The sequence below is a fragment of the Fictibacillus nanhaiensis genome, assembly GCF_049537595.1.
Taxonomy (GTDB): Bacteria; Bacillota; Bacilli; order Bacillales; family Fictibacillaceae; genus Fictibacillus; species Fictibacillus nanhaiensis_F.
In genome coordinates this window covers 176,597-201,184 of the sequence record NZ_JBMULM010000001.1, presented here as the reverse complement: position 1 = coordinate 201,184, position 24,588 = coordinate 176,597, and the positions used below count along the sequence as shown (strand labels likewise).

General features: G+C 34.3%; 20 protein-coding genes and 1 pseudogene. 8 read left to right on the top strand and 13 right to left on the bottom strand.

Translation table 11 applies throughout. The annotated features are described in order from the left end of the window. Positions 1 to 244 precede the first annotated feature (244 nt). Together ACOZ9X_RS00850 and ACOZ9X_RS00845 are read left to right on the top strand one after the other, a co-directional pair. The gene (locus ACOZ9X_RS00850; RefSeq protein WP_423416625.1) at positions 245 to 877 is read left to right on the top strand and encodes a YigZ family protein; all 633 of its coding nucleotides are present in this window, start codon (positions 245 to 247) and stop codon (positions 875 to 877) included. Positions 878 to 1,074: 197 nt separating this feature from the next. After that, the gene (locus tag ACOZ9X_RS00845; protein ID WP_423416624.1) at positions 1,075 to 2,064 is read left to right on the top strand and encodes an LCP family protein; all 990 of its coding nucleotides are present in this window, start codon (positions 1,075 to 1,077) and stop codon (positions 2,062 to 2,064) included. A 78-nt stretch (positions 2,065 to 2,142) separates the two neighbouring features. Here the strand turns inward: ACOZ9X_RS00845 and ACOZ9X_RS00840 are convergent, their stop codons facing one another. From ACOZ9X_RS00840 to ACOZ9X_RS00805, 8 genes are all read right to left on the bottom strand, one after another. Further along, entirely contained in the window at positions 2,143 to 3,183 is a 1,041-nt protein-coding gene (locus ACOZ9X_RS00840) for a glycosyltransferase family 4 protein (RefSeq protein WP_423416623.1), read from the bottom strand. Between the two features lie 80 nt (positions 3,184 to 3,263). Continuing rightward, positions 3,264 to 4,376 carry a glycosyltransferase family 4 protein gene (locus ACOZ9X_RS00835; protein ID WP_423416622.1) on the bottom strand — a complete coding sequence of 371 codons (1,113 nt, stop codon included), beginning with the start codon at positions 4,374 to 4,376 and terminating at the stop codon, positions 3,264 to 3,266. Then, positions 4,373 to 5,830: an O-antigen ligase family protein gene (locus ACOZ9X_RS00830; protein ID WP_423416621.1), complete on the bottom strand. Its 1,458-nt coding sequence runs from the start codon at positions 5,828 to 5,830 to the stop codon at positions 4,373 to 4,375. Before ACOZ9X_RS00830 ends, ACOZ9X_RS00835 begins: the two co-directional genes overlap by 4 nt. Next, positions 5,820 to 6,716, bottom strand: coding sequence for a PIG-L deacetylase family protein (locus tag ACOZ9X_RS00825; protein WP_423416620.1), 897 nt, complete (start codon positions 6,714 to 6,716; stop codon positions 5,820 to 5,822). Before ACOZ9X_RS00825 ends, ACOZ9X_RS00830 begins: the two co-directional genes overlap by 11 nt. A gap of 13 nt (positions 6,717 to 6,729) precedes the next feature. Next, complete coding sequence (locus ACOZ9X_RS00820; RefSeq protein ID WP_423416619.1) at positions 6,730 to 7,767, bottom strand: GNAT family N-acetyltransferase; 1,038 nt, start codon at positions 7,765 to 7,767, stop codon at positions 6,730 to 6,732. Between the two features lie 66 nt (positions 7,768 to 7,833). After that, positions 7,834 to 8,547: a WecB/TagA/CpsF family glycosyltransferase gene (locus ACOZ9X_RS00815; RefSeq protein WP_423416618.1), complete on the bottom strand. Its 714-nt coding sequence runs from the start codon at positions 8,545 to 8,547 to the stop codon at positions 7,834 to 7,836. 5 nt (positions 8,548 to 8,552) lie between these two features. Further along, positions 8,553 to 9,653, bottom strand: coding sequence for a glycosyltransferase family 4 protein (locus tag ACOZ9X_RS00810; RefSeq protein ID WP_423416617.1), 1,101 nt, complete (start codon positions 9,651 to 9,653; stop codon positions 8,553 to 8,555). Positions 9,654 to 9,997: 344 nt separating this feature from the next. Next, positions 9,998 to 11,275: a nucleotide sugar dehydrogenase gene (locus ACOZ9X_RS00805; RefSeq protein WP_423416616.1), complete on the bottom strand. Its 1,278-nt coding sequence runs from the start codon at positions 11,273 to 11,275 to the stop codon at positions 9,998 to 10,000. Between the two features lie 205 nt (positions 11,276 to 11,480). On the opposite strand from ACOZ9X_RS00805, the gene csaB reads away from it, so the two are divergent. The 3 genes from csaB (at position 11,481) to murJ (ending at position 15,411) form a co-directional block, all read left to right on the top strand. Beyond that, positions 11,481 to 12,596 (top strand): polysaccharide pyruvyl transferase CsaB, encoded by a 1,116-nt coding sequence (csaB, locus tag ACOZ9X_RS00800; RefSeq protein WP_423416615.1) that lies wholly within the window; start codon positions 11,481 to 11,483, stop codon positions 12,594 to 12,596. Positions 12,597 to 12,659: 63 nt separating this feature from the next. Continuing rightward, positions 12,660 to 13,838 carry a glycosyltransferase family 4 protein gene (locus ACOZ9X_RS00795; RefSeq protein ID WP_423416614.1) on the top strand — a complete coding sequence of 393 codons (1,179 nt, stop codon included), beginning with the start codon at positions 12,660 to 12,662 and terminating at the stop codon, positions 13,836 to 13,838. Between the two features lie 61 nt (positions 13,839 to 13,899). After that, complete coding sequence (murJ, locus tag ACOZ9X_RS00790; RefSeq protein WP_423416613.1) at positions 13,900 to 15,411, top strand: murein biosynthesis integral membrane protein MurJ; 1,512 nt, start codon at positions 13,900 to 13,902, stop codon at positions 15,409 to 15,411. A gap of 132 nt (positions 15,412 to 15,543) precedes the next feature. On the opposite strand, the pseudogene ACOZ9X_RS00785 reads toward murJ, so the two are convergent. The 5 genes and pseudogenes from ACOZ9X_RS00785 to ACOZ9X_RS00765 form a co-directional block, all read right to left on the bottom strand. After that, positions 15,544 to 15,738: pseudogene (locus ACOZ9X_RS00785) on the bottom strand (DapH/DapD/GlmU-related protein); the annotation flags it as partial. Positions 15,739 to 16,124: 386 nt separating this feature from the next. Beyond that, positions 16,125 to 17,144: an S-layer homology domain-containing protein gene (locus tag ACOZ9X_RS00780; protein WP_423416612.1), complete on the bottom strand. Its 1,020-nt coding sequence runs from the start codon at positions 17,142 to 17,144 to the stop codon at positions 16,125 to 16,127. 184 nt (positions 17,145 to 17,328) lie between these two features. Further along, positions 17,329 to 19,314, bottom strand: coding sequence for an S-layer homology domain-containing protein (locus ACOZ9X_RS00775; RefSeq protein ID WP_423416611.1), 1,986 nt, complete (start codon positions 19,312 to 19,314; stop codon positions 17,329 to 17,331). Positions 19,315 to 19,470: 156 nt separating this feature from the next. Next, entirely contained in the window at positions 19,471 to 21,393 is a 1,923-nt protein-coding gene (locus ACOZ9X_RS00770; RefSeq protein ID WP_423416610.1) for a S8 family serine peptidase, read from the bottom strand. A 112-nt stretch (positions 21,394 to 21,505) separates the two neighbouring features. Continuing rightward, positions 21,506 to 22,885 carry an N-acetylmuramoyl-L-alanine amidase gene (locus ACOZ9X_RS00765; protein ID WP_423418194.1) on the bottom strand — a complete coding sequence of 460 codons (1,380 nt, stop codon included), beginning with the start codon at positions 22,883 to 22,885 and terminating at the stop codon, positions 21,506 to 21,508. Positions 22,886 to 23,136: 251 nt separating this feature from the next. On the opposite strand from ACOZ9X_RS00765, the gene ACOZ9X_RS00760 reads away from it, so the two are divergent. Genes ACOZ9X_RS00760 through ACOZ9X_RS00750 form a run of 3 tightly spaced genes read left to right on the top strand, consistent with a single transcriptional unit; the run spans position 23,137 to position 24,564 of the window. Next, positions 23,137 to 23,826: a glycosyltransferase family 2 protein gene (locus ACOZ9X_RS00760; RefSeq protein ID WP_423416609.1), complete on the top strand. Its 690-nt coding sequence runs from the start codon at positions 23,137 to 23,139 to the stop codon at positions 23,824 to 23,826. Positions 23,827 to 23,836: 10 nt separating this feature from the next. Continuing rightward, entirely contained in the window at positions 23,837 to 24,205 is a 369-nt protein-coding gene (locus tag ACOZ9X_RS00755) for a DUF2304 domain-containing protein (RefSeq protein WP_423416608.1), read from the top strand. Continuing rightward, positions 24,202 to 24,564 carry an EamA family transporter gene (locus ACOZ9X_RS00750; protein WP_423416607.1) on the top strand — a complete coding sequence of 121 codons (363 nt, stop codon included), beginning with the start codon at positions 24,202 to 24,204 and terminating at the stop codon, positions 24,562 to 24,564. Before ACOZ9X_RS00755 ends, ACOZ9X_RS00750 begins: the two co-directional genes overlap by 4 nt. Positions 24,565 to 24,588: the final 24 nt, after the last annotated feature.

Genomic DNA, 24,588 nt, shown 5'->3' with positions numbered 1-24,588 from the left:
TATATAGGACTTACTACCCACCTGAACGAATCATACCGCGAAGACATTAATCCTTCTAATATACTACATTCGCCAGGATGTGGAATTTTATGACTTTTCTTACTGAAATTTTTTTAAGAATTTGAATGCTTTTTATAATCACCATATAATGAAGGATAACACGATACACTTGAAACATGAAGATTATTCGACAAAATTGACTTCAAATTCATAATATTCATTACTTAAAGGAGTTTTATCACATATGCTTGCCAATTATCTTACCGTAAAAAATGAAGGGCAGCACGAGATCATCATTGAAAAATCTCGTTTTATCGCTCATATTGCACGAGCTACTACTGAAGAAGAAGCCCAGGCTTTCATTCAAAAAATTAAAAAGGAACACAACAGTGCCACACACAACTGCTCGGCATACTTAATCGGAGAAACCGACAACGTTCAAAAAGCGAACGATGACGGAGAACCAAGTGGTACAGCAGGTGTTCCGATGTTAGAAGTACTTAAAAAACGGGAATTGAAAGACACAGTTGCTGTTGTCACACGTTACTTCGGCGGAATCAAATTAGGTGCTGGAGGACTCATCAGGGCATACGGCAAATCCGTTTCAGAAGGCCTCAATCACATTGGCGTTGTAGAACGTCAACTTCAACAAATCATACACATCACCGTGGATTATACGCTTCTCGGAAAGATGGAGAACGAACTGCGCAACTCTGTCTACCCCATCAAAGAGATGAACTATATGGAAAAAGTCGAGATTCAGATGTATGTACCGATAAAAGAAAGAGAAACATTTAAAGATTGGATCATCGACCTTTCAAACGCACAGAGTGAGATTGTTTTCGGTGAGCAAGAATATTTAGAAAGAAACATTTAAAAATTACTAGTCGTTTTTGCCTAATTTCAACAAAATGTAACAAAAATTTTATTGCTATTTTTTTCAGACTCTTTTAACATTAAACTATTGCCAAAAAATTATGTAGGTTTAACACCAACAATCTATAATTTCTTCTCGAAAGAACTATACTATGGTTATTGATTTTCATTTTTTGACTTTAAAGGAGTTTTTCCATTATGAATAGAAAAGTTATACGTAAAAGGAAAAAAAGACGGCGTCGTATTCTACTTTTTCTCGTTCCTTTACTTGTTATTGTGTTGGCATCTGTTGGATATGGTTCTTATCTTACTTATAAGTTAGCTAACGCAACTTCAAACGCAAATGAGGATTTAGAACGTGGAAATAAATCAGAAAGACGAGAAACTGCAATTGACCCTTCAGAAGACCACTTTTCGGTGCTCTTGGCAGGTGTTGATGATAGTTCTACGAGAAAATTTGGTGATAGTGATAATTATCAAGGTGTTCGTACCGATGCATTAATATTAGCTACTTTTAATCGTGAAGATAAAACTGTTAAAATGGTTAGTATTCCACGTGACTCTAAAGTTGAGATTCCTGGTCGTGATCATAAGGACCGAATTACTCACGCGCATTCATTTGGTGGTATGGACTTAACGGTCGAAACTGTAGAAGAACTCTTTGACGTTCCAGTCGACTATTATGTAAAACTAAATTTTGATGCATTTCTAGAAGTTATTGATGCTTTAGGCGGCGTCGAGATAAATGTAGAAAAAGAAATTAAAGAGCAGAATAGTAAAGACCAAGCAGGCGCTATTCACTTAAAACCTGGGTTACAGGAACTTAGTCCAGAAGAAGCACTTGCTTATGCAAGAACTCGTAAATTAGATTCTGATATATATAGAGGAGATCGACAGAAACAACTTGTTGAGGCTATCATAAAAAAAGCAGCAGAAATGGAATCAATCCCAAAGTACGGTACTTTGATTGATACTGTGGGAGACAATATGTCGACCAATTTTTCATTTGGAAACATATTAGCACTGTTTAAATATGCAAAAAGTATTAATGAGATTGAAAACTTAAAAATTGAGGGATATGACGAAATGAGCACTGGAGCTTATTATTATGAGTTAGATGAGGAATCTGTTGATGAAGTTTCAGAAAAGCTTAAAGAGCACCTAGAATATCAAGTCCCTACAGAATAAAATAAAAGTCAAGGCACACAAACATAATAATGTTTGTGTGCCTTTTTAAATCTCTTTTAATTCTTTTTGACCTTACACTTATTTTATCCTTTTAAAAAAATTTAAGATTGGTCGATAATTTTTATTAATCAGACCTACAAACTCTGCTAGCAGTTCTAGACCTACTAAAATGAGTGTTATTATGATAACTGCTCCCCAAAGTGTTGTTTTAGAGAACAAGATGGCAAATAAGCCAAATAAAGTGCTAATTCCATAAATGATAATGACGGTCTGCCTATGTGAATAACCGATTCTCATTAAACAATGATGTAAATGTGATTTATCAGGATGAGACAGAGGTTGTTTATTAACTGCTCTTCTCACTATAGCGAAGAATGTATCTGAAATGGGAACTCCTAAAATTAGTACGGGAATAATCAAAGAGAATAAAGTCACATTTTTAAAGCCTAGTAATGAAATTACAGATAGCATAAACCCCAAAAACAATGAACCCGTGTCCCCCATGAAGATTCTAGCTGGATAAAAGTTATAAACTAAAAAACCTAAATTGGCTCCTAATAATACCATTGCTAGAAATACAACAAAGTAATTGAACATACTAAAGGCTATGATTGTTATAGTTAATAAAACAATTGATGTTACTCCTGCCGCAAGCCCATCTAACCCATCAATTAGATTGATCGCATTAGTTATACCTAATATCCATAACAATGTAAGAGGAATGCTAAGCCATCCAAGATTTATAGTACTCCCAAATGGGATGTTAATAAATTCGACGACTACACCATTATTTATTACAACAGCAGCTGCTATAATTTGACCTGTTAGCTTTAAAAGTGGGCGCAATTCGAAATAATCATCTAACATACCTGTAATAATGATCACTAGCGTACCAATAATAATTGGTAAAAGAAAGTCATTTTCAATACCTGAAATATAAATACTTATCAAAAAACCAATGTACATAGCCAATCCACCCATACTAGGTGTTTTACGTACATGGACTTTTCTATTATTCGGCTGGTCGGTGACTTTTAATTTTATTGCCAATTTGATGATTAATGGTGTTATAAGAAGTGTTGTTAAGAAGCTGATTACTAAAAGGTACAGGTATGTCATTTTAATCCCTCCCCTGTTAACATTTCCTATAAACAAATATTTCAACCAATAAAAAAGTACTCGAAAATTATTCGAGTACTTTACTTACCATTTAATATTTTTTTGTAATGTAGATATGTTTGATTCACCAATTTTTCAATAGAAAACTCTTCTTTGGCTCTATCATGCAGCTTTTTTCCCATTCCATCTAACAAATGCTTATTTTTCTTTTCCAGTGCTTCATTCAGCGCTTGTTCAATGGAATCAATATTTTTAACCGGGATCACCCAACCTAATTCTTCACTGTTAATTAAGTTTTTTACCCCTCCTACATCCGTAGATATAATTGGAGTATTGGCTCTTGCCGCTTCAAGTAATACCAGGGGAAAACTTTCACTGTAAGAAGCAAGTATCTTAATATCAGCAAGACAAAAGTAACTATGCACATCAGATTGGAATCCTAAAAATTCCACGTTTTTCTCAAGGTTCATTGATGTAACATCTTCAACTAATTGATCTTTTATTGGACCATCTCCAACTAAAAGTAATTTCACTTTTCTGTTTTTTAAAACCAATTTCTGTAAAGCTTTAAACACTTCGGTGTGACCTTTAATTGGGTGGAGCCTTGCAACCATGATGATCACAAAATCTTCATCCGATAATCCTATATCACTACGTTCAAGTTTAGCAGGAAATTTTTTTTTGAAATCTATACCATTATAAATTGTTTCAATTTTTTCTTCTTTAATTCCAAATTCGCATAGCATTTGTTTAAACCGTTCTGATACAGCAAAAAAATAATTGATTTTCTTAAGAATGTGCATATTTATACTTGTAAATACTTTTCCTTTTATACCTCCACGAATAAAATCATCACGTGGGTCACTATGAACGGTAGTAATCCATTTAAACGATTGTTTAAAGTAGCTTACAAAATAGCAGTATAAATTAGCTCTAGCTCCGTGTGAATGTACGATTTCAATTTGATTTTCACGAATCAGTTTTTTGAACCTTGTCAAGATGGACAAATCATATCTTGATATTTGTTTTAGTATTTTTACCTCTATACCTAATTGTTTCGCTTGCTCATATAAGAGCCCTTCTTGAAATACACATAACATTACTTCTTTTTTAGGGAGACCTTGGAGTAGACTTAAAATATGATTTTTGGAGCCCCCAGTTTCTCCTCCGCTTATTACATGAAGGACTTTCATAAAGATTTTCTCCTATATGAATTATAATTAAATAGATATCCTAGGAGGATAAAATAATACACAGTAAACGTTTTGTTTTCCCATATATTATAAAATAATCCCCACACAAATGTAGCTAACAATAGAGCTATTAGAGGTATGGTGAATTTATTTTCTTTTCTGAATTTCCATAACATCCATAACATACTTAGTAAGAAACTAGCGAAAATTAGGACGCCTGTAACACCGGTTTGAGCAATAATTTGAATGTATTGATTATCTGAATAAATATTTCTAGATATACCATACTCTTCATATATAGGAGAGGAAAAACTTTTAGTAGCTGAATCTCCAAAAGTCGCAAAACCAGTCCCTATAAGAGGATTATCTTTAAATACTTGAAATCCTTTGTCAATAACAAACAATCTACCACTTTTTTTGCTTAAACTTAGGGTATCTTCATCAAAACTTTCCGCGATCCGATCATTTGGCTTATCTTCTTTAGGTTCAGGTGTCTCATCATCTTCACCTTGTAACTCACCCGTATTGGCTTCCTCAAGTTTTTTTGAATAACTGTCAGCCAAGTAGTTTGCAGGATAAAAAATACATATGGTCCCCAAAATGATTGTCATTGCGATTAAACTTATCTTTTTAATATTTCTTGTTAATATAAAGTAGGCAATTACACCTACCGTTATTGCTAAAAAAGTACCTCTAGAGTAAGTTAATTCAAGTGTGCCTGCAATTAAAACCAAAATAATAAAAAGGATATGCTTAATTTTTTTTAATTCAACCATTGAACGCAAAATCATTGTAAGTAAAAATGATATAGATAAAAATACTGCTAAAACATTCGGATTCCCAATTAACCCGTAAATTCTGTCTTTATTTGTTGGCGAAATTCTCTTCTGCTCCCATGCTTCTGGTAACAATACTGTTCTTATAGAAATCTTCTCCACTAAACCTTGAATACAAATTATTATTGCTGTGAGTACAACAACCCATAAGAATTTATAGATGTCTTCTTTCTTAATGTCCAACCTTTTTACGATGTAGTAAAGCAGGAATGCAATTATAAATGCACGTAGTTGGAATACAATCGCAACAGGGGATACACCTGTGATAATTGCAGAAATAGCACCAATTAAACAAAAGATGATAAAAGAAATTTCAAAAAAATCAAAGTGAAATAAGCTTTTGAATTTCTTTCTGTTCATGAAGACAACTTTAAGAAAAATAGCTATTATTATTAAGTCACCAATCCCTTTTAATGCGGGATTAACCTCAATTAAAAAGGCTCTGATTGGAAAATACATGATTAATAATAGTAGTCCGTTTTTGGGTCTAAAAAAGGCGTATGCAGCAAATAATGCTGTAACAGTCAAACCAAGTATATTATTGGTCCATATCAGGCAGAGTGCTGTGAGTAAAAAAGCAGCTAAAAGAAAAGAAAACTCTTTAATATTAACTTTCAAAATGATACCCCTTTCTGTATAATTCATGCTTTTGTTGTCGATTTGGGAGTACCCCTAGCAGAAGTGTTTCAGTTTTATTCACTTGCCTAAATAAATGACTAAAATGAGTTCCTTCTCCATTTAATCTTTCTGATACTTGAATAAATGTTGCTGGAGATAAAGCTAAAAAGGTTTCTACAGATTTGATATTGGCGTGATTTTTTAGTAAGACTCGCTTTACCTGAGACAAATAAACAAATCCATCAAAATCTATCGCCTGTGACTGAAAAACAGAAAGTGCAGCATTCTTTTTCTCAGATTGATTAGTTACGTCAATTACTCGATTTATATAAGATGGATCTATAGGACAATTGATTTCATAGCTCCAAATTTCACCATTGAAGTTTATTTCCTCTAAACTATTCGCAAGTATTCTAGCTGTTGCTACATGATCTGGGTGACAATCAATAAATGTTGTAGTGAAAATGATGTCCGGATCGAATTTCTCAATATAACTTGCTAATTTTTTAACAACCTGCTGATTTACTGTTACTTGTCCATCAGGCTGATCAAAATATTTTATTGTATGTATTCCTAGGATCTGCTGAACTTTATCAGCCTCTTGTTTTCTTGCTGCCATAAGCCCTTCTTTAGAGAGTCCAGAAACACTTTTACTGCCATCAGTGATATAAATACAATGAACTTCAGTCCCGTTCGAAACTGCATTTAAAATAGTACCACCTAATCCAATTGTTTCATCATCCACATGAGGTGCCAGAACTAAAATTTTCTTCATCGATTTTATAGGCGTTAATTCCATATTATTCTTATAATATTTTTTCAGAAAATACGCATTTAAAGGGGTAATAAAAGGTCTAGCTATTTTTAAAGCTTTTCGTTTCAACAATTATATTCTCTCCTTAAAATGAGTCGACATCTCCAGGTGTTATGAACCAATTATTTATATTAAAACCTTCATCTTTGTTTGGTATAGAAGAAGATACACTTTTGCCAACGAGTGACATTGGTTCATCTTTGTGAACAAAAGATGCTTTTTTAAGCTCTTTGTACAGTACAGTATGCTTAAGTGCCCACGTATTAATAATATCACTATTACTAAGGACGTCTTTTCCTTTTTTTATTAGTGAATGCCAAACATCTTGCTCATTTATACCCAAGATATCTACAATTACACCTACAGTTATTGATCCTTTTGAAAAGGGTTTTGATTGTTCATTAACAACTACATAACCAATAAGTGAATCATTTCTATAATATCCATACATCGTGTATGAAAAATCAGGACGTTCATGGTATCTCCAGTTTAAAAATGCTGCGTCTCTTTTTAATAGTATGGGGTAATCGTCTTTAACTTTTTCCCATAACTCATTAAACTCCAGTCCACAAACATCAATTTTTTTGAATTCTCCATTTTGATTATTTATTCTAGCTGGTTTTCTCATACCATCTATAAAACGAATTATTGGTGAAATGGGTCTTAGCATAGGAAACTTACTTAATAATAAGTTAGAGAATTTGTTTACATGAAGTAATCTTGGAATTGCTCCTATTACTTTTGCTCCACTATCCCGGATCAATAGCTTTTTTGCAAGTTCAGCAGGAAAACCAAATAGAAAATCGAATCCCTTTTCAGGTGCCTGTTTAAACAATCGCTCATTTAATTTCGGATATATTTTTTTCCCTCTGTGTTTTTGTGATACCATTGTATCTAAACGAGCTCCAAACGTTACTTCTTCTTTAAACCATTTCGCAGCAAATGGAACTAAAGAAACATGTCCAGCAATTTCATCTTCATCCCAAATTTTAATAATAGGTTTTTTATATGGATTTTGAGTGTATTTCCAATACCATTCTTTAATTGATCTGTCCTTCTTAAACACTTCTTTAAACAGTATCTGAATACCCTTCTCATCACCAGGCTCATAGTCCCTAATCATGACAGACCCCTTTCCATTTCTCAAAACTAATTCAAACTAAATAAAAAGGCTTGAACCATCAAGCCTTTAACGTTTTAATAATACTTTAATTAGAAACTTGGGCAGTGCTAGTTGACGTTTCAAACGAGATGGTTGGGAAAGTAGTCTGTAAAGCCATTCAAGCCCAAACTTTCGAAATACAGCAGGTGCGCGTTTCACATAACCACTGAACACATCAAAGCTCCCACCTACACCTTGGTATACCTTGGCATTTAGCTGATTCATATGATCCCTAATCCAAAGTTCCTGTTTAGGACTCCCCATAGCTACAAACAATATATCAGCTTGTGCTTCATTTATTTGGTTTACTAAAGCATCGTTATCTTTCACATAACCATTAGCATAACCAACAATAGAAATAGTTGGATAGTTAAGTTCAATCTTTCGTTTGGCTTCGGAAACAACTTCTTCCTTAGCCCCATACAAAAATACACGGTAACCATTTTCAGCAGAGAAACGAAGTAGATGCTCCATCATATCGACCCCGGTAACTCTAGAATTAACATTTCCATTTACTAACTTAGATGCTAATAGTATACCTACGCCATCAGGAATTTGATAAGTAGAATTATTTATTAAATTCATAAGTTGAGGATCATTATTAGCAGTAATAATCTTTTCAGGATTTACAGCTATAATAGTCGATTTTAAATTTTGATCCATTCTTTCTTTTAATGACAGTAGAATTTCAGAATAAGATAAGTTTGAAACATCTACACCTAAAAAGTTTTCTTTTTGCATATAACCTAGCCTTTTCGATTGTATTTATTATAATTATTATCAATAATGACAACTTTAACCCTATCGTATAAAGTAATTAATGGTCTGTATTTTTTACTGATCAACGCTAACTTTTCAATAAGAAGTTCAATTATCAGCAACAATAAACCGTACACGATCATAGACGATAAAAGGTTAGCATTGTTTAAAAAGACCGCAGCTGTTCCAAACACCCCTGCAATAAAGTAAATAAATAAAACAGCCTGTTTATGGGTAAAGCCAGAATCAAGTAGACGATGATGCAAATGATTCTTATCGGCATCCATAATTCCCATTTTATTTACTTTTCTTCTTACAATTGCAATCAGTGTATCAGTGATTGGAACGGCAAGAATAATAATTGGAATAATTAATGTAACAAAAGTAACCTGTTTAAAGCCCATTACTGAAAGGACAGCGAGTAGGAATCCTAATAACAGAGATCCAGTGTCCCCCATAAATATTTTAGCAGGATTAAAGTTAAAGAATAAGAATCCAGAAGTACTTCCTAAAATCGCTAAAGCAATTAAAGCAACTGGTATATTACCCATACTTGCTGCTATAGCAAAAATTGAAAAAGCAGCAATCGCAGAAACACCAGCAGCAAGTCCGTCTAATCCATCAATTAAATTAATCGCATTCGTAATCCCTATAATCCAAATAATAGTTATAGGTAAAGCGATCCAACTGTTTATTTCCAAATAGTAACCATCAGTAAACGGTATAGTAATGTAATTAATGCTAAAACCGTCAATCAAGATAATTAATGTAGCTATCATTTGACCAAATAATTTCTGCCACGGCTTTATATTATATCTGTCATCTATAATACCTGTTAGAACAATTATTGTTGAAGCTAGTAATATACTAAATGATAAATCAATTATATTAAATACATATACCAATGCACCTGCAATACCGCCATATATGGCTAATCCGCCGAGTCGTGGTACTATGCGAGTATGAACTTTTCTCTTATCTGGTTTATCAACTGCTCCGATTTTATAACTTAATTTAATTACAAAAGGAGTAAGTATGATACTTAATGCAAATGAGATCACTAGTGTAACGAAGTAATGCAATAGCATTCTGGCACCTCTCAGTATCTGTATTTATACGATATATTCCCACTATTTTTGTTTCATATCAATTTTTCGATGTATAAACTCTTTTTTCGACCTGTCTCGACCAAAAAAATGATTAGTAATTTCCAAAAATAATAATAGCACAATCTAGCGAAAAGAGATATGTAATTAACAAAAAATTATCATTAAAACCATTAAGAATTTGCAAATGGTTTTATACCCTTTATTTTCAAAATAAACATACAGTCACGTTACACATATTTGTCGACATAATATGTAAAATAATTACCAATAGGGTAATAAAAACTGAAAAAGCTCTGAATGGAAATTCATTCAGAGCTCTCATTTTATGAAATTGGATTGATCCCGGAAAGGTTTCCAATTTTATACACATTGATTGGACCGTCATCCTTAATTCCAATACAATTTTTAGTATCAAAAATCACAGGATGCTTCATAAGTGTGACAATTTTATTCTCGTCCATATTCTTAAACTGGTTATGATCTGTTAACACAACAGCTAAATCAGCACCGGTAAGAGCATCGTCTAAAGAATTATTGGTTACTTTTAATTTTTCTTGTTGTACGAAAGGATCGTGAACAGCAATGTTTAGTTCATCATTCTTTAGAAGTTCTTGCAAGATTTCCATGGCTGGACTCTCACGAACATCGTCTATGTTCCCTTTATATGTTAAACCTAAGATTGCTACTTTCGGTTTATTTAATTCACTAACCAGATGTTTAATTTCATTAACAACAAAATCAGGCATAGAATTGTTAATCTTTCGACTTTGTTGAATAAGTGGCGATTCTTCAACTGCTTTCTCGATAATAAAATACGGGTCTACTGCTAAGCAGTGACCACCAACTCCAGGTCCTGGTTGATGAATATTTACTCGAGGATGCATATTTGCAAGTTCAATAACATGATGTGCGTTTACACCAATACGTCGTGAAATTTTAACGAGCTCATTGGCAAGGGCGATATTTACATCACGGAATGTATTTTCCATTAGTTTTGACATTTCAGCAGTTATAGCTTCTGTTTCGATAACTTGTCCTTCTACAACTGCTCGGTAAACATCTCCAGCTTTTTTTGATGCCTGTGGGGTTACCCCGCCCACAATTCGAGTGTTTTCAATGAGTTCAATTAGAATTCTTCCAGGTAGTACACGTTCTGGACAATGTGCAAGGAACACATCATCTTCCAAATTCCAACCTTTCTCCTTTAAAATTGGAGCAACGATATCATCGATTGTACGTGGTGGAATAGTGGATTCAACAATTACTACATTCCCTTTTTTCAACAATGGAGCAATATTTTTTGAAGCTTCTACTACATAATCCACATTTGCTGAATGATCATCATGAATTGGTGTAGGTACGGCAATAATATATACATCAGCTTCTTCGGGTGCTAGAGAAGCTTTTAGATTTCCATTACTTACTACTTCTTTTACAAGTTCGGGTAATCCAACTTCTTCGATTAATATCTCTCCGCTATTTAAAGAAGATACAACCTTTTCATTTACATCAACTCCGACAACTTCATAACCAGACCGAGCAAATATAGCGGCTGTTGGTAAGCCAATATAGCCAAGTCCCACTACACAGATTTTCTTCATTATTATATGGCCTTCCCTTCTATCAACTAATTCGAAAGTTAATAATTATATTTTGCACTCTAAAAGGATATTCAATATATACACAAACGTCAATTAATAACCAAACCATGCTTGGTCTCGTAACGAATTGCATCAAATTGATAACAATGATAATATAACTTAAGTCAATTGTCTATATTGTCTATTTAAAGGAGGCTTTTTTCTTTTGAAAGTTGTTATATCAGGGTTCTACGGCCTTGGGAATACTGGTGATGAGGCTATTTTAGAATCCATTGTAGATAACCTCAGAGCAGAACTTGATAATCCCGAGATAACCGTATTTTCACTTTCACCTATAGAAACTGCCAAAACTCACAACGTTAAAAGCGTTTACAGAGGTTGGCGTCACGAGAACAAAGAAAAAATCCGTGCCCTTCGAAAAGCAGATTTGCTTATTAGTGGTGGTGGCGGTCTACTACAAGATACCTATCCGACTAAAATTATCTTTGGTCCATTACCTTACTATCTGCTTATCGTATTACTGGCAAAACTATGTGGAACTAAGGTTATGTTCTTTTCACAGGGAATTGGACCGGTTAACACAAAATACGGCAAACTTCTAATGAAAGTATTTGCCAACCTTGCTGATCTTATAACAGTGCGCGATGAATACTCCAAGGAGTTGCTGCACAAATTAGGTGTAATTCGACCGAAATCAATTGTTACTTCTGATATTGTGTTTGGTTTTGTACCTAAAGAAGATCGAGCATGTCTTGATAGTCTTCCACTTTCAGAAGAGGATATGAAGCGTGTTGTCTCTGTTTCAGTGCGTCCTTGGTTTGGACGAACTGAACACTATTCAGAAATGGCAGATATATTAGATCGTCTTTTGGAAGAGAAGGATGTCATTCCTGTCTTTGTACCTATGGAAGGCCATCATGATGTAAAAGCATCAAACCTAGTCATTGAAAAAATGAAAAATAAAAACAAAGTCCATGTTTTAGATGGTAACTTTACTCCAAATCAGTATCTCGATTTTATTGGTAGAAGCCGCCTTACAATAGGTATGAGACTTCACTCGTTAATTTTCGCCACATTGAAAGGTGTTCCACATATCGGCATTAGCTATGATAAGAAAGTAGAAAGCCTGCTTAAAAGAAGTGGCATGTGGGATTACTCTTTTCGTTTAGAAGAAGTTGATACAATCAAGCTAGTGAACAATGCTAAAGAGATTCTTGATAATCATAATCAATTTTCAACTGCAGTTTCACAAAATGCTAACGAACTTCGAAGTGAAGCTATCCGAAACGTAGATCTTCTTAGAGAATACTTTGTAAAATAATACATTAATAAACTTTCAAGAGAGGTTTTCATAGATCTCTCTTGATATTTTTTGGAGGAAATAATGAACATTCTATTAACTACTGTTTTTGATTATCCTCACGCTGGCGGTCTTTCCACCCATGTTACAACATTAAAAGCCGGCCTTGAAGCACGAGGACACCATGTGGATGTAGTCTCAATTTCTGATGCAAGTCCAGTAAAAGTAAAACTCATGGCACAAGGACCAAGTTTTTTAATTAATAAAGTTACAAAAGGCAAAGGTATCATCTGGAGTAGAAATGCTCGTCAAAAACTACTTGCTGAGTTGATTAAAGAGAAAGTGAAAACACGCTCTTATGACATCATTAATGCTCAAGATACATACGCAACTTTTGCGTCCCTTGAATCAGGTGTTCCAGTTGTTTCGACGGTTCATGGTTACATGGCATTTGAAGCTGTGAGCAAAGGTTCTGTTGAAGAACACAGCAAAGAAGCTCAGTATCTTCAACAAATGGAAATCAAAGCATTTAAAACGACACGAAAAGTAATCACAGTTGATCAACGTATTAAAAATTACGTTGCCGATCAAGCTGGAATAACTGCGACAGCTATCAAGAATTTTATTGATATTGACAGCTTTAAACCCGATTCTAGTAACAAGATGACTTTCCGCAAGAAACATCATGTTTCAGAGAACGCAAAAGTCATATTTATACCTCGTCGACTTACCAAAAAGAATGGAGTCATCTATCCTGCGATGGCATTAAAAGAAGTAGTAAAACAATTCCCCGATGCTCTTCTCATTTATGCAGGAAGCGGTGAAGAAATGGGCACGATAAAGAAATTTGTTGCAGAGAATAACCTTGAAAAGAACGTCAGCCTGCTTGGAGCGATTGCACATGGTACGATGAAGGAGTACTATGCCTTGACTGATATTGTTCTCGTACCATCGGTATATTCTGCAGGAGTTGAAGAAGCCACTTCTATCTCAGCTCTAGAAGCTATGGGTTCAGGTGCTCCGCTAGTAGCAAGCGCAGTTGGGGGCTTAAAAGAAATTGTAGACAATAATGTAGATGGTTTCCTTACTGAAGAGAAAAATGTAGAAGAATTAACAGATGCGATTTTACAACTGTTTAGTAATAAAGATTTAAGTGAAACATTTGCTACAAAAGCTCGTACTAAAATAGAGCAAGAGTACTCTCATTTAGCAGCTGCAGAAAAATATGAAGCAATTTATTTAGAAGCTTTGAATCAGAAGTAAAATACAGCAGTAGGGCAATGTGCCTTACTGCTGTTTTACAAGAAGCGAAGGTGAACATAACATGTCTAAACTTAAAAAGACTGCTATTATTATTACTTTGTTATCTCTCGTCCTTAAATTTTCCGGCTTTCTTCGTGAAAGTGTCATGGCCATGCAATTTGGGGCTAACCACTATACAGATGGATATTTAATTTCATTTTCGTTCATTACATTAGTTGTTGCAATGATCTCAGGTGGCTTCAATAATGTATTTCTTCCGATGTATGTAAAGAACAGAAAAGAACGACCTGAAGAAACAGAGAAAAATGCTATTGGTGTAATGAATCAGACTGTAACATGGTTTTTCGGATTAACGCTCGCTCTGTACTTCTTTGTCCCTTACTTCCTTCCTCTTATGTTTCCGGAAATGAACGATGTGACTGAGAAAACAGCAGTTGATGTTACTCAATTCTTTTTCCTATTTTTAAGTGCCATTGCGTTAAACGGAATCTTAGAATCCTACCTGCAAGCTCGCAGAATTTTTGTGCCTGCACAAATCTCACGTTTGCTTGCAACATTAACTGGAGCCATTTTTGCTCTTCTTTTTTCAGAACAGATGGGCATTAACAGTTTGGCATACGGATTTATTACAGGTACGATTTTAGGAGGATTGCTGCAGTACTTTTATTTGTCAAAAAGCGGTTTTCCCTGGCAGCCTACTCTTCAAATCGAGCCAGAATTTCGTAAAACCTTACTTGTTTTGCTACTGCCTTCCTTCTTAAATACGATTGTAGGGCAAATCAATATGTTTATTAACAAGATTTTCGCTTCAGGTACTGTGGAAGGAGCTGTTACGTACTTAAACAATGCTTCACTGCTTGTAAGTATACCGAACACTATTTATGCGACTACAATTGCAACAATTATTTTCACACTACTTGCTGAGCAAGTAAACGACCGTAAGAAGTTTCAGAATACAGTTTTTATGGGGCTTGAGCTAAGCTTTATCTCTCTCGTTCCAATCGCAGTAGGGTTATATATTGTCGGTATGCCTGCACTTTCATTTATTTACGAGCGCGGTGAGTTCAATTCACAGGATACCGCTAACACATACCTTGCTTTAGTAAACTACCTGCCGCTAATGGTCGTTCAAGGACTGCATTATATCGTTGCAAAATCAATGTATGCTCTGGAAAAAACGAAGGTCATCATGCGAATCAGTATTACAACTGTTTTGCTGAACATACTGCTTAATTCGCTACTTGTGGACAGGTTAGGATACCCTGGCCTTGCAATGACCAGCTCTCTTGTTTCCTTCTACTTCTTGTTCTTCTCATTTATGGCGTTGTACAAGGATTTTCCGAAGGAAGAAACGAGGCGTGTGCTCTTGATGTGTTTAAAGGTCATTATCCCTAGTGCTTTTATGGCTGTACCGTTGCTATTAATCCAATACACAACAGATATTGAATCACTATATTCCCTTTGGCAACTTTTAATCCTCGTACCACTTGGAATTTTGTTCTATATAATAGGAAGTTATTTGTTTAACCGTGAAGGTTTTTATCGTGTTATTAGAATTGTGAAGAAAAAATAAAAAATGGCAGTTGCCCTCGACTTTGGGGCAACTGCCATTTTGTTATATATAGTTGATAATTACCTTATTCTCTTTCTTCAACTTCATATAAATCTGTCCATTAGCGTCAAGATCTTTATACTGTTCAATATCACGAGTTTTAATGACTTTTGCAGGATTTCCGCCTACTACGCTATATGGAGGTACATTTTTAGTCACAACAGATCCCATGGCAATAATCGCACCTTCACCAACTGTTACTCCTGGGCAAATTAAAACATGTGCACCCACCCACACATTTTTTTCGATTTTTACAGCTTTTAAATATACATCGCCGTCGTATGGCAACATCGTTGCTTGATCATAGCGATGATTTGATGTTAAAACCGTTAGCCTCGGTCCAATGATGACGCCTTCCGCAATCTCAACTCCGCCTCTTGCAGAGATATATGCTTCAGGTCCAATGTATACATGGGATGAAATTTTCATTTTTTCTGGATTTCCGAACCTTGAGTCTGTGTGAAATACCACATTTTCTCCAAGTTCTCCAAACTTACCTTTCATTTTATTTAATTTTATCTCTCTGACTTTTCTTTTTAATATGTTTAACATCGAGAACCACCTTTCTTATCTCTTCAATGATTATAGCCATAATTACACTGAAAGAAAACTTTCTTTAAACAACGTGTTATAAATAAAAGAAAACCTGCAATGATTCGTTGCAGGTCAAAACATTAGTTTATAGTTCGATAAAGGAAAGCTGAAAATTCTGCTCTTGTCGTTTTTCCACTCGGACGAAATGTATTGTCTTGATATCCTTGTGTAATATCGTGAGCTCTTAAAGCATGGATTTCTGTAAAAGTTGGAAATGAAGTCGGAACGTCATTAAACTGCTTGAATGCTTGTGCTTCATAGTTTTGTAACTTATAAGCTTTTGTTAAGATTATCGCCATCTGACCTCTTGTAATTGGTTCATTGGGACGGAAAGTTCCGTCTTTATAACCTGTAACTACACCTGCTCTTTCTATTGCTGCAATATGATATGCAGCGGCAGAGCTGGGACTTACATCATCGAACTTTAATTCAGTTGTTGCTGGAAGCTGCAGCTCTTTATTAAGCATTATTGCAGCTTGACCTCTTGTAATAGTCAGTCCTGGTTTGAAAACGGATCCTGTATAACCAGAAATAATACCTTTCTTACTTAATTCTGCAATAGCATTATGAGCGAAATAACTTTCTGGAACATCATAAAATTGTCCAATAGGTAGTGTTGGAGCAATTTGATTTATTGTTTGTTCATCATCTTCTATTATCCTTTTTGCTGCATAATAGTATTTAGACCAGTATACATTGTCCAACGGATTCACTTTAATCCCATAACTACTTGTTGCACTTATAAAATCATTATTTCCTATGTATATACCTACATGTGTAATGCCATTAGAAGGATATGTATTTTTATAAAATACTAAATCTCCAGGTTGAAGTTTATTTATTGGAACTGATTTTCCTTGTGCAAATTGATCATCTGCAGTTCTAGGGAGCTTTAGCCCCGCCTCTTTAAAAACATACTGTGTATAACCTGAACAATCAAAGCCAGTGGATGGAGAAACACCACCCCACTTGTAATTCACTCCTTGGTATTTCTTGGCGATTGATACTATTTTTTCTCTAGTAGATTGAGCTTTTGTATCTGGTACTTGAAAAGCTAAGAGAAAAAAAGAAACAATAAAAACTACTACTACTTTCTTCAAATAATTTTAACTCCTTCCTAATTTTAAAATTCTATTTTTTGTATTTAAAGTCGAAATTTGGTGTTTTGTTCACATTCACCAGTTTAGCATGTATATATAACCGATTAGATTACAGTTATGTTACATCGGAAGGTGTCACAATATAAAAAAGACCAGTCTACTAAACTGGTCTTTTCACATTTATTTATGGCGTTGTTATTGTTGATCTAAAAAGGAATATTGAAAAATCTCTACGTGAAATTTCTTTTCTTGGTGCATAGAGTGTTTCTGATATGCCGCTAGTAACCTTGTAAGTATAAATAGATTCTATGGATGGTTTAAACACAGTTCCTGAAATATCAGTAAACGGAGTAGCTTTTCGATCTACAAAATCATAAGCCCTTACAATTCCAGCTGCCATTTCACCACGCGTTAATTTTTGAGTTCCATTAAAGTTACCTTTTCCATCTCCTAAGAAAATACCAGCATTTTGAACCGCAGCGACATACGGATAAAACTTGTTGCTGGTACTAATGTCTTTGAAGTTCGGGTTAGTTACATTTGTTGTGTCTAAGCCTAACTCTTTTACGAATAAAATTGCAGCTTCTAATCGAGATAAAGCCTGATCGGGTCTAAAAGTAGCATCTGAATACCCGCTTATTACATTATTCTCTACAAGTGTCGCTACCTCTTTATAACCTCTAGAAGTTGTATTTAAGTCTGGGAATACTTTCAAAAACCCTTCGCGATTCCTCAGATAACTTGAAGGGACATATCCTACATTTCCATCTTGCGTCTTAACGGGATACCAGCCAAAATGTTGTAGTTTATCAGGAGCAAATTGAATTCCACCGGTTAACTCAACTGATTCGCCACGAAGCAAGTATCTCTTTCTTTCAGAGTCAGAAGTAGCGCTTGATCTTAAAGAAACTCCTTCAGCTCGAGTTGCAAGGACATTTCCAAAAGTAAATGAATGCTTTGTAGTTGTAAAAGGTCCTGGGATATCATATTGTTTTTTTGCTGAAAAATCCATTAATGTAGGTTTATTAACGCTATAATTAATAACTAATTGATTTATTGGAAAAGGAGTGACATTTAATTGGCCTTTAACATCTGTCATATGTTCATATATAGAATTCTGATATGCCTTTTTCGGATAATTATACAGAAGTCTTTCGGATTCTGTTAATCTAGGGTCATTTTTCAAAGAGTAGCCATTATAAGCTAGAATAGCAAAATACCAATGTTCAATTTCTTCTGGAGAGTTATCATTAATTTTAGGTATATATGACATATTCCACTTTTCTTTAAGTATCTTTATACCTTCACTAATATTAAATTGAGTGTCCGTTTTTAACCTTTCCTCAAGTCCAGGTCTTTGATCTAAGTATGATTGAGGATATGTAACTTGAGTGATTCCCAAACCTCTTCCGTCATAACCAATTAATGGATAACCGGATGCATTAAACTGTCTCCAGTTACTCTCCTGCCAAACAATAGCTTTAAATACCTCAGGAGGAACTCCATTAGCTTTTGCTGCATCAGTTAAATATTTGTTAATGACTTCCGGTGAAGGGTCCTTATAAGGCCCTGTAGCCTGTGTACTAAACGTATTATTTCTATATTCTTTTTCGATTTCTTTGTTTAAAATGACTTGATTATCGTTATCGATTGCATAGCTTTCTTCGACAAGGAGAGATGGCATTGCCATAGAGTCTCCTGTTTTGTATTTAGGGAAAGAAACAGTAAATTGATTCCCTTCATTAAATACTAGGTTACCATGGTCGTATTCATTTGATTGGAATAGGTGTTTATAGCCCGATGTATCAAATGAGAAAATATCAAAAGTAAGAATCGATCCGGAACCAGAAATACGATATTCTACAACAACATATTTCTTATTGTTATAATCCCATTGCTGGATTTTTTCAATGTATCCAAGCGGAATAATCTTTTCATAAAGATTTTCACTTTTATTAGAGATAACTAATTTTGATTCAGTTTGTTTATTATCTATTAAAATAGAAAATAGTTTATCTACTGAAATTACAGTTTCTTCATCATGAGCAACGTTTACTATTTGAATGGCTGACTGTTCATTTGCATTGACCGAGTTGCTCCACACAAAAAAAGGTAACAGCAAGCAGAATACCAACACCCCTATTTGTGTTTTTTTAAAGTTGCCTTTCATCTTCCATCATTCCCCCTATTTTTACAAATTCCACTTTAAATTAACATAAAATACTATATATATCCAGGTATTATTATCCTAGTTTAATATTTTTTGTATTATTTTGTAGAAATGTCCACATAAAAAGGATGGCTTAGAGCCATCCTTTTTATGTGATCATTTTTCTAATCTAAACTGTTTGTTGTTAGCTCTTGCTGTAAAAACAGCAAATTGTCCACGAGTTACTTTCGAATATGGACGGAAAGTTCCATCACTATAACCAGAGGTGATACCATTCGTTTCTACTAAGTTAATAGATTGATAAGCTGCCATACTTTTATTTACATCTGTAAAACTAACATTACTTACAGTTTTTAACTTATAGGCTTTCGAAAGCATTATTGCCATTTCTGCTCTGGAAATATTTTTTTCAGGGTGAAAATTACCATCACCATTTCCAGAAACAATACCAGCTTCAAAGGCTGATTGAATATATCCAGAAGCGAAACTGCTTTGGTTCACATCTGAAAAACTGGTTTTTCTTTTTGTTCCATTTAAACCAATAGCTCTTCCTATCATGGAAATAGCCTCAGAACGTTTTACGTTTCTACCAGCACTAAATCCAATGTCTGCATATCCAGAAACTATAGATTTACTAGATAAATAAATGACATGAGGCGCATACCAGTCATTATTCGAAACATCTCGAAGATTCATACCAGATACTGTTGCTTTAACAGTTGAAGTGAAATCAGATTTATTCCCCGCTTTATCAATCGCTCTAATTTGATATGAATAAGATCCGTTAGTTAGATAATCATGATAACTTAATCCGCTAAGAAACTTCACCTTTTTTCCATCTCGGTAAATCTCATAACCTTTAAGAGCTACCTCCTCTGTAGAAGCTTTCCATTTCAAAGAAATATCTCCATGTCCGATATGAGAAACAATTTGATTTCTTGGAATTGTTGGAGCCACTGAGTCTCTTTCAGTTTGAACAAGTCCATTACCGTATAAGTTATCTTTTCCAGATACACCTAAATCTATGGTATTTCTCATAAGAACCTCTTTTAAGTTATCATCAGGATTCTTTTGTTTATACACTGCCAAAGTTCCAGCAACATATGGTGCAGCCATAGATGTTCCACTTTCTACCATATAACTATTCTTTCCATCTTGCCAGAATGTGCTATAAACATCAACACCAGGTGCAACCACATCAAGCTCTTTACCAGATGATGAAAAATAACCTCTCTTATCAAATTTATCAATAGCGCCAACAGCAATTGTTTTTTCTAATTTAGCTGGATATTCAATCGTGTTTTGTAAACCATCTGGTGTACCAGAGTTTCCAGCAGCTGCAACAACTATTATCCCTTTGTCTGCTGCGATATTGATATAATTCTCTATAACTTTAGAATATCTAGGACTCGAAAGACTCATGTTAATGATGTCCATCTTGTTATCTATTGCCCATTTAATACCCGCAGCAATTTCTCCTTCACCTCCAAATCCTTCACTATTCAATACTTTTACTGCATATAATTCTGAATCTGGTGCAACTCCTAAAGCACCTATTCCATTATTCTGAGCCCCAATAATTCCAGCAACGTGTGTCCCATGACCATTATCATCGTCATACGACTTATGATCTTCAACTGTTGAAATACCACCTGCTACCTTTAAATCTTCATGATCTATGGAAATACCAGTATCAAGGACTGCCACTTTGATGCCTTTACCAGTAAGTCCTTTTTCAAGGGTTTGTGCACCATTTACTTTTTTAACTGACCATCTAATTGGTTGTTTGACCGTTTCAGAAGCCTTTTCAAATTGAATTTCTTCTTTTACGGATTCTACTCCAGGTAAAGATTTTAATAACGGTATAACCCTTTTTGGTACAGTTGCTGTAGCTATTGAAATATCGGTAAATTTATGATGCAATTCACCTTGCATTCGGTATACAACTGCTTCATCAATTTTTTTCTGAAATGTAATAATTACTCGTATTTTCTCTTCCTTGGCGTATCCATTTTCCGGAAAAACCAATAAATTAAATACTAGTAGCAAACTAAAAAACAAGATTCCTTTTTTAAACACATTCTTATCTCCCATCCTAAACTTATCTAATTTTCAAGATTTTTACACTTCTCTAATTTTCTCATAAATTTAAAAATCCCTCTAGTACTTTAGAGGGGTTTTTACATATAAATTAATACAGTTTATAAAAATCAAGAATTCCAAGATAGATAGCTTGGGAAGCCTTTTCTCTCCAAGCAGCAGAACCAAGTTTTCTTGCATCTGAGCTATTATCAATAAATCCTAATTCAACTAGGGTACTCGTCATACCATTCTCTCTTAAAACATGGAAGTTTCCTTCTTTAACACCACGATTCGTAGTTCCAAGCATACTCACCATACGTTTTTGAATTAGTTCAGAAAGCTTTTTGCTTTTCTGTATATGAGAAGTACCTGGTGCACCAGCACTTCCATAGTAATAAGTTTCTGTACCGTGCCCTCCTCCAGAGTTCACATGTATGCTAATAAACATTTCGCCTTTATTATCTTTCGCAATCTTGACACGGTTTGGTAGTTCAATGAAGACATCTGTTTTACGGGTTGTAACTACTTTCACTCCAGCAGCTTTCAAATGTTTTTCTAACCGTAAAGTGGTGTCTAAGTTAATATTTTTTTCTAATAATCCATTTCCTACCGCACCAGAATCAGTTCCACCATGTCCTGCATCAATTACTATTATCTTTTTGCTCATATCAGCTATAGGAGGATTAATGTAGTCTTGATGAACATAACCTTCTAGACCTTTATAATTGATTAGTGCCCAGGTGCCAGTATACTTATATACACTTACTCGGTATCCAAGGTTAACTTTTCCTTTACTTGCATAACTTGTCCCAGGTCCAGTTCTAACGTTAAGTCCGTTTACATTTACTATTTCTTCTGCGATGACTCTTTTGTTATTGTCCACACGAAATTCTGAATTTAAGCTTCTTGCTAAGAAGACAGAAAAATCAGCTCTATTTGTAATAGTGCTCGGACGAAATGTTCCATTAGCGTAGCCTGTTGAAATACCAGCTGTTGTGATTTTATTAATTGAAGTATACGCTGCACTGCTAGGATAAACGTCATTGAAATTTATCGTATCACTAGTTTTGGTTAACATAAATGCTCTAGCAAGAAGAATCGACATTTCACTACGAGTAACAGTTTTTCCTGGTCGAAATGTTCCATCTCCATACCCAGTAATAATTCCCTCCTCTACTGCAGATTGAATATAACCTGAAGCAAAGCTTGAACTACTTACATCAGAAAAATTAGTATTTCTTTTTATGCCATTTAACTTTAAAGCTTTACCTATCATTACAGCCGTTTCAGCTCGGTTAACACCTTGGTTTGGACGAAATGATCCATCTGAAAATCCTGAAATAATGCCTTTTGAAACTAGGTATTCTATTTCTTCTTTCGCACGGTATGTATCGCTTACATCTGAAAATGTTGCAGCTCCTACAATTACACTATTATGAGCAAACCATAATAATAAAGTGACAAGTCCAATTAATCCCCGTTTAAACACCTTTCCCAAAGTTCTTATCCTCCTAAATTTTAGTGAAATAACTATTGTGCTTATATTCTATATCGCCCAATTTATTTAAAAATAAAGAAGAATCTTTTCAAAGAATAAAAATGTGCATGTTAACCTATGTAAAATTTAATTAAGAAGGATTTAAGGGAGATTAAACTTATTTATACGAGTTAAAGTTAGAAATGAGTTTGTAGTATATGTGGTATACTATGAGAAGATTTTTTGAAGGAAGGAATTAAGAAATGAACTCAAATGTTCTTGTCATTATACCAGCATATAATGAAGAAGATTCAATTAGTCAGACAATTAATAGACTCGTTAACACTTCAACTTTTGATTATATTGTGATTAATGATGGGTCGTTGGACAATACAAAAGAAATTCTAACCTCCAACCAGTTCCATCATTTAAATCTCCCAGTAAATATGGGAATTGGTGGAGCAATGCAAACTGGCTATAAATATGCTTTGGAAAAAGGATATGCTTATGCTATCCAATTAGATGCTGATGGACAACATGATCCTGAGGATTTAACAAATTTATATGAAGAAATACAATTTAATGATTTTGATATGGTTATTGGTTCACGTTTTGTTGAAAAGACAGGGTACCGTGGTAGTCATTTTAGAAGGTTTGGAATTTATTATTTTTATATGATGCTCCGTCTATTATCTGGAATTAAAATAACAGATCCGACTTCTGGTTATCGTATTGTAAATCGGAATGTTATAAAGGAATTTTCTCATTCCTACCCAATAGATTATCCTGAAGTGGAAGTGCTCGTTCAGCTCGCGCAAAAAAAATACAAAATAAAAGAAATTAAAGTTGAAATGAAGGCCCGTCAAGGTGGAAAATCTTCTATTACCCCATTAAAATCAGCGTATTATATGGCTAAGGTGACCTTCTTTTCACTGATACGTTCCGTTTTTTGAGGTGATAAAAATGAATTCAGTACAAATAATAACGATAATAACTGCCATGATATTTTTAATACAAGTAGTAGTATTTACGAGAAAAAACAAGCTACATGATCAACATGCCTTTCTTTGGATGGTCTTTGGATTCGCTGGACTACTTGTGGCATTTCTAATTCCACAATTTAACCATATCGCTTCATTGCTAGGAATTGCATACATGCCTACCTTTGTCTTTATGATTGCATTTATTGTAGTTTTAAACATTCTTATGTATCAAACAACAGTTCAATCCACCTTACAGAAAAAAATTAATATACTTATTCAAGAAAGCGCATTTCACAAAAAAGAAATTGAAAATCTTAAAAAATCGCTTAATAAAGGAGAGCAAGAATGAACTTATATAACTTTTTTCTTATTTTATTCAATACCTTCATTCTTGTAACTGGTCAATTTCTTTGGAAACTAGGTTTAGAAAAAGAGCCAGTAAGTTTCAATTCCATTACATCAATCATTAAACTCATGTTCTCCCCACTTATATTTTCTGGCATACTCTCATACGGATTAGCTACCGTATTATGGCTGTTTATATTAACCAAGGTGCAAATTAGCATAGCATATCCTGTTCAAAGCATCGCTTATATAATTGCAGTTTTTGGTGCATATTTTATATTTGGTGAACCTTTAACACTATATAAAATATTTGGCTGTATGCTAATTATGGCAGGCGTTTCCATAATCGCTTTGTCTAACTAGCTCAATAAGTTTGGAGTTGAAAAA

What these genes read in the sequence shown, in the direction of transcription:
- ACOZ9X_RS00820 (WP_423416619.1), bottom strand. Translation starts at nt 7,767, where the DNA reads ATGATTAGGGACTATGAGCCTGGTGATGAGAAGGGTATTCAGATACTG.
- ACOZ9X_RS00810 (WP_423416617.1), bottom strand. Translation starts at nt 9,653, where the DNA reads ATGCTATTGCATTACTTCGTTACACTAGTGATCTCATTTGCATTAAGT.
- ACOZ9X_RS00755 (WP_423416608.1), top strand. Translation starts at nt 23,837, where the DNA reads ATGAATTCAGTACAAATAATAACGATAATAACTGCCATGATATTTTTA.
- ACOZ9X_RS00815 (WP_423416618.1), bottom strand. Translation starts at nt 8,547, where the DNA reads ATGCAAAAAGAAAACTTTTTAGGTGTAGATGTTTCAAACTTATCTTAT.
- ACOZ9X_RS00750 (WP_423416607.1), top strand. Translation starts at nt 24,202, where the DNA reads ATGAACTTATATAACTTTTTTCTTATTTTATTCAATACCTTCATTCTT.
- ACOZ9X_RS00775 (WP_423416611.1), bottom strand. Translation starts at nt 19,314, where the DNA reads ATGAAAGGCAACTTTAAAAAAACACAAATAGGGGTGTTGGTATTCTGC.
- ACOZ9X_RS00850 (WP_423416625.1), top strand. Translation starts at nt 245, where the DNA reads ATGCTTGCCAATTATCTTACCGTAAAAAATGAAGGGCAGCACGAGATC.
- ACOZ9X_RS00840 (WP_423416623.1), bottom strand. Translation starts at nt 3,183, where the DNA reads ATGACATACCTGTACCTTTTAGTAATCAGCTTCTTAACAACACTTCTT.
- ACOZ9X_RS00795 (WP_423416614.1), top strand. Translation starts at nt 12,660, where the DNA reads ATGAACATTCTATTAACTACTGTTTTTGATTATCCTCACGCTGGCGGT.
- ACOZ9X_RS00845 (WP_423416624.1), top strand. Translation starts at nt 1,075, where the DNA reads ATGAATAGAAAAGTTATACGTAAAAGGAAAAAAAGACGGCGTCGTATT.
- murJ (WP_423416613.1), top strand. Translation starts at nt 13,900, where the DNA reads ATGTCTAAACTTAAAAAGACTGCTATTATTATTACTTTGTTATCTCTC.
- ACOZ9X_RS00805 (WP_423416616.1), bottom strand. Translation starts at nt 11,275, where the DNA reads ATGAAGAAAATCTGTGTAGTGGGACTTGGCTATATTGGCTTACCAACA.
- ACOZ9X_RS00835 (WP_423416622.1), bottom strand. Translation starts at nt 4,376, where the DNA reads ATGAAAGTCCTTCATGTAATAAGCGGAGGAGAAACTGGGGGCTCCAAA.
- ACOZ9X_RS00760 (WP_423416609.1), top strand. Translation starts at nt 23,137, where the DNA reads ATGAACTCAAATGTTCTTGTCATTATACCAGCATATAATGAAGAAGAT.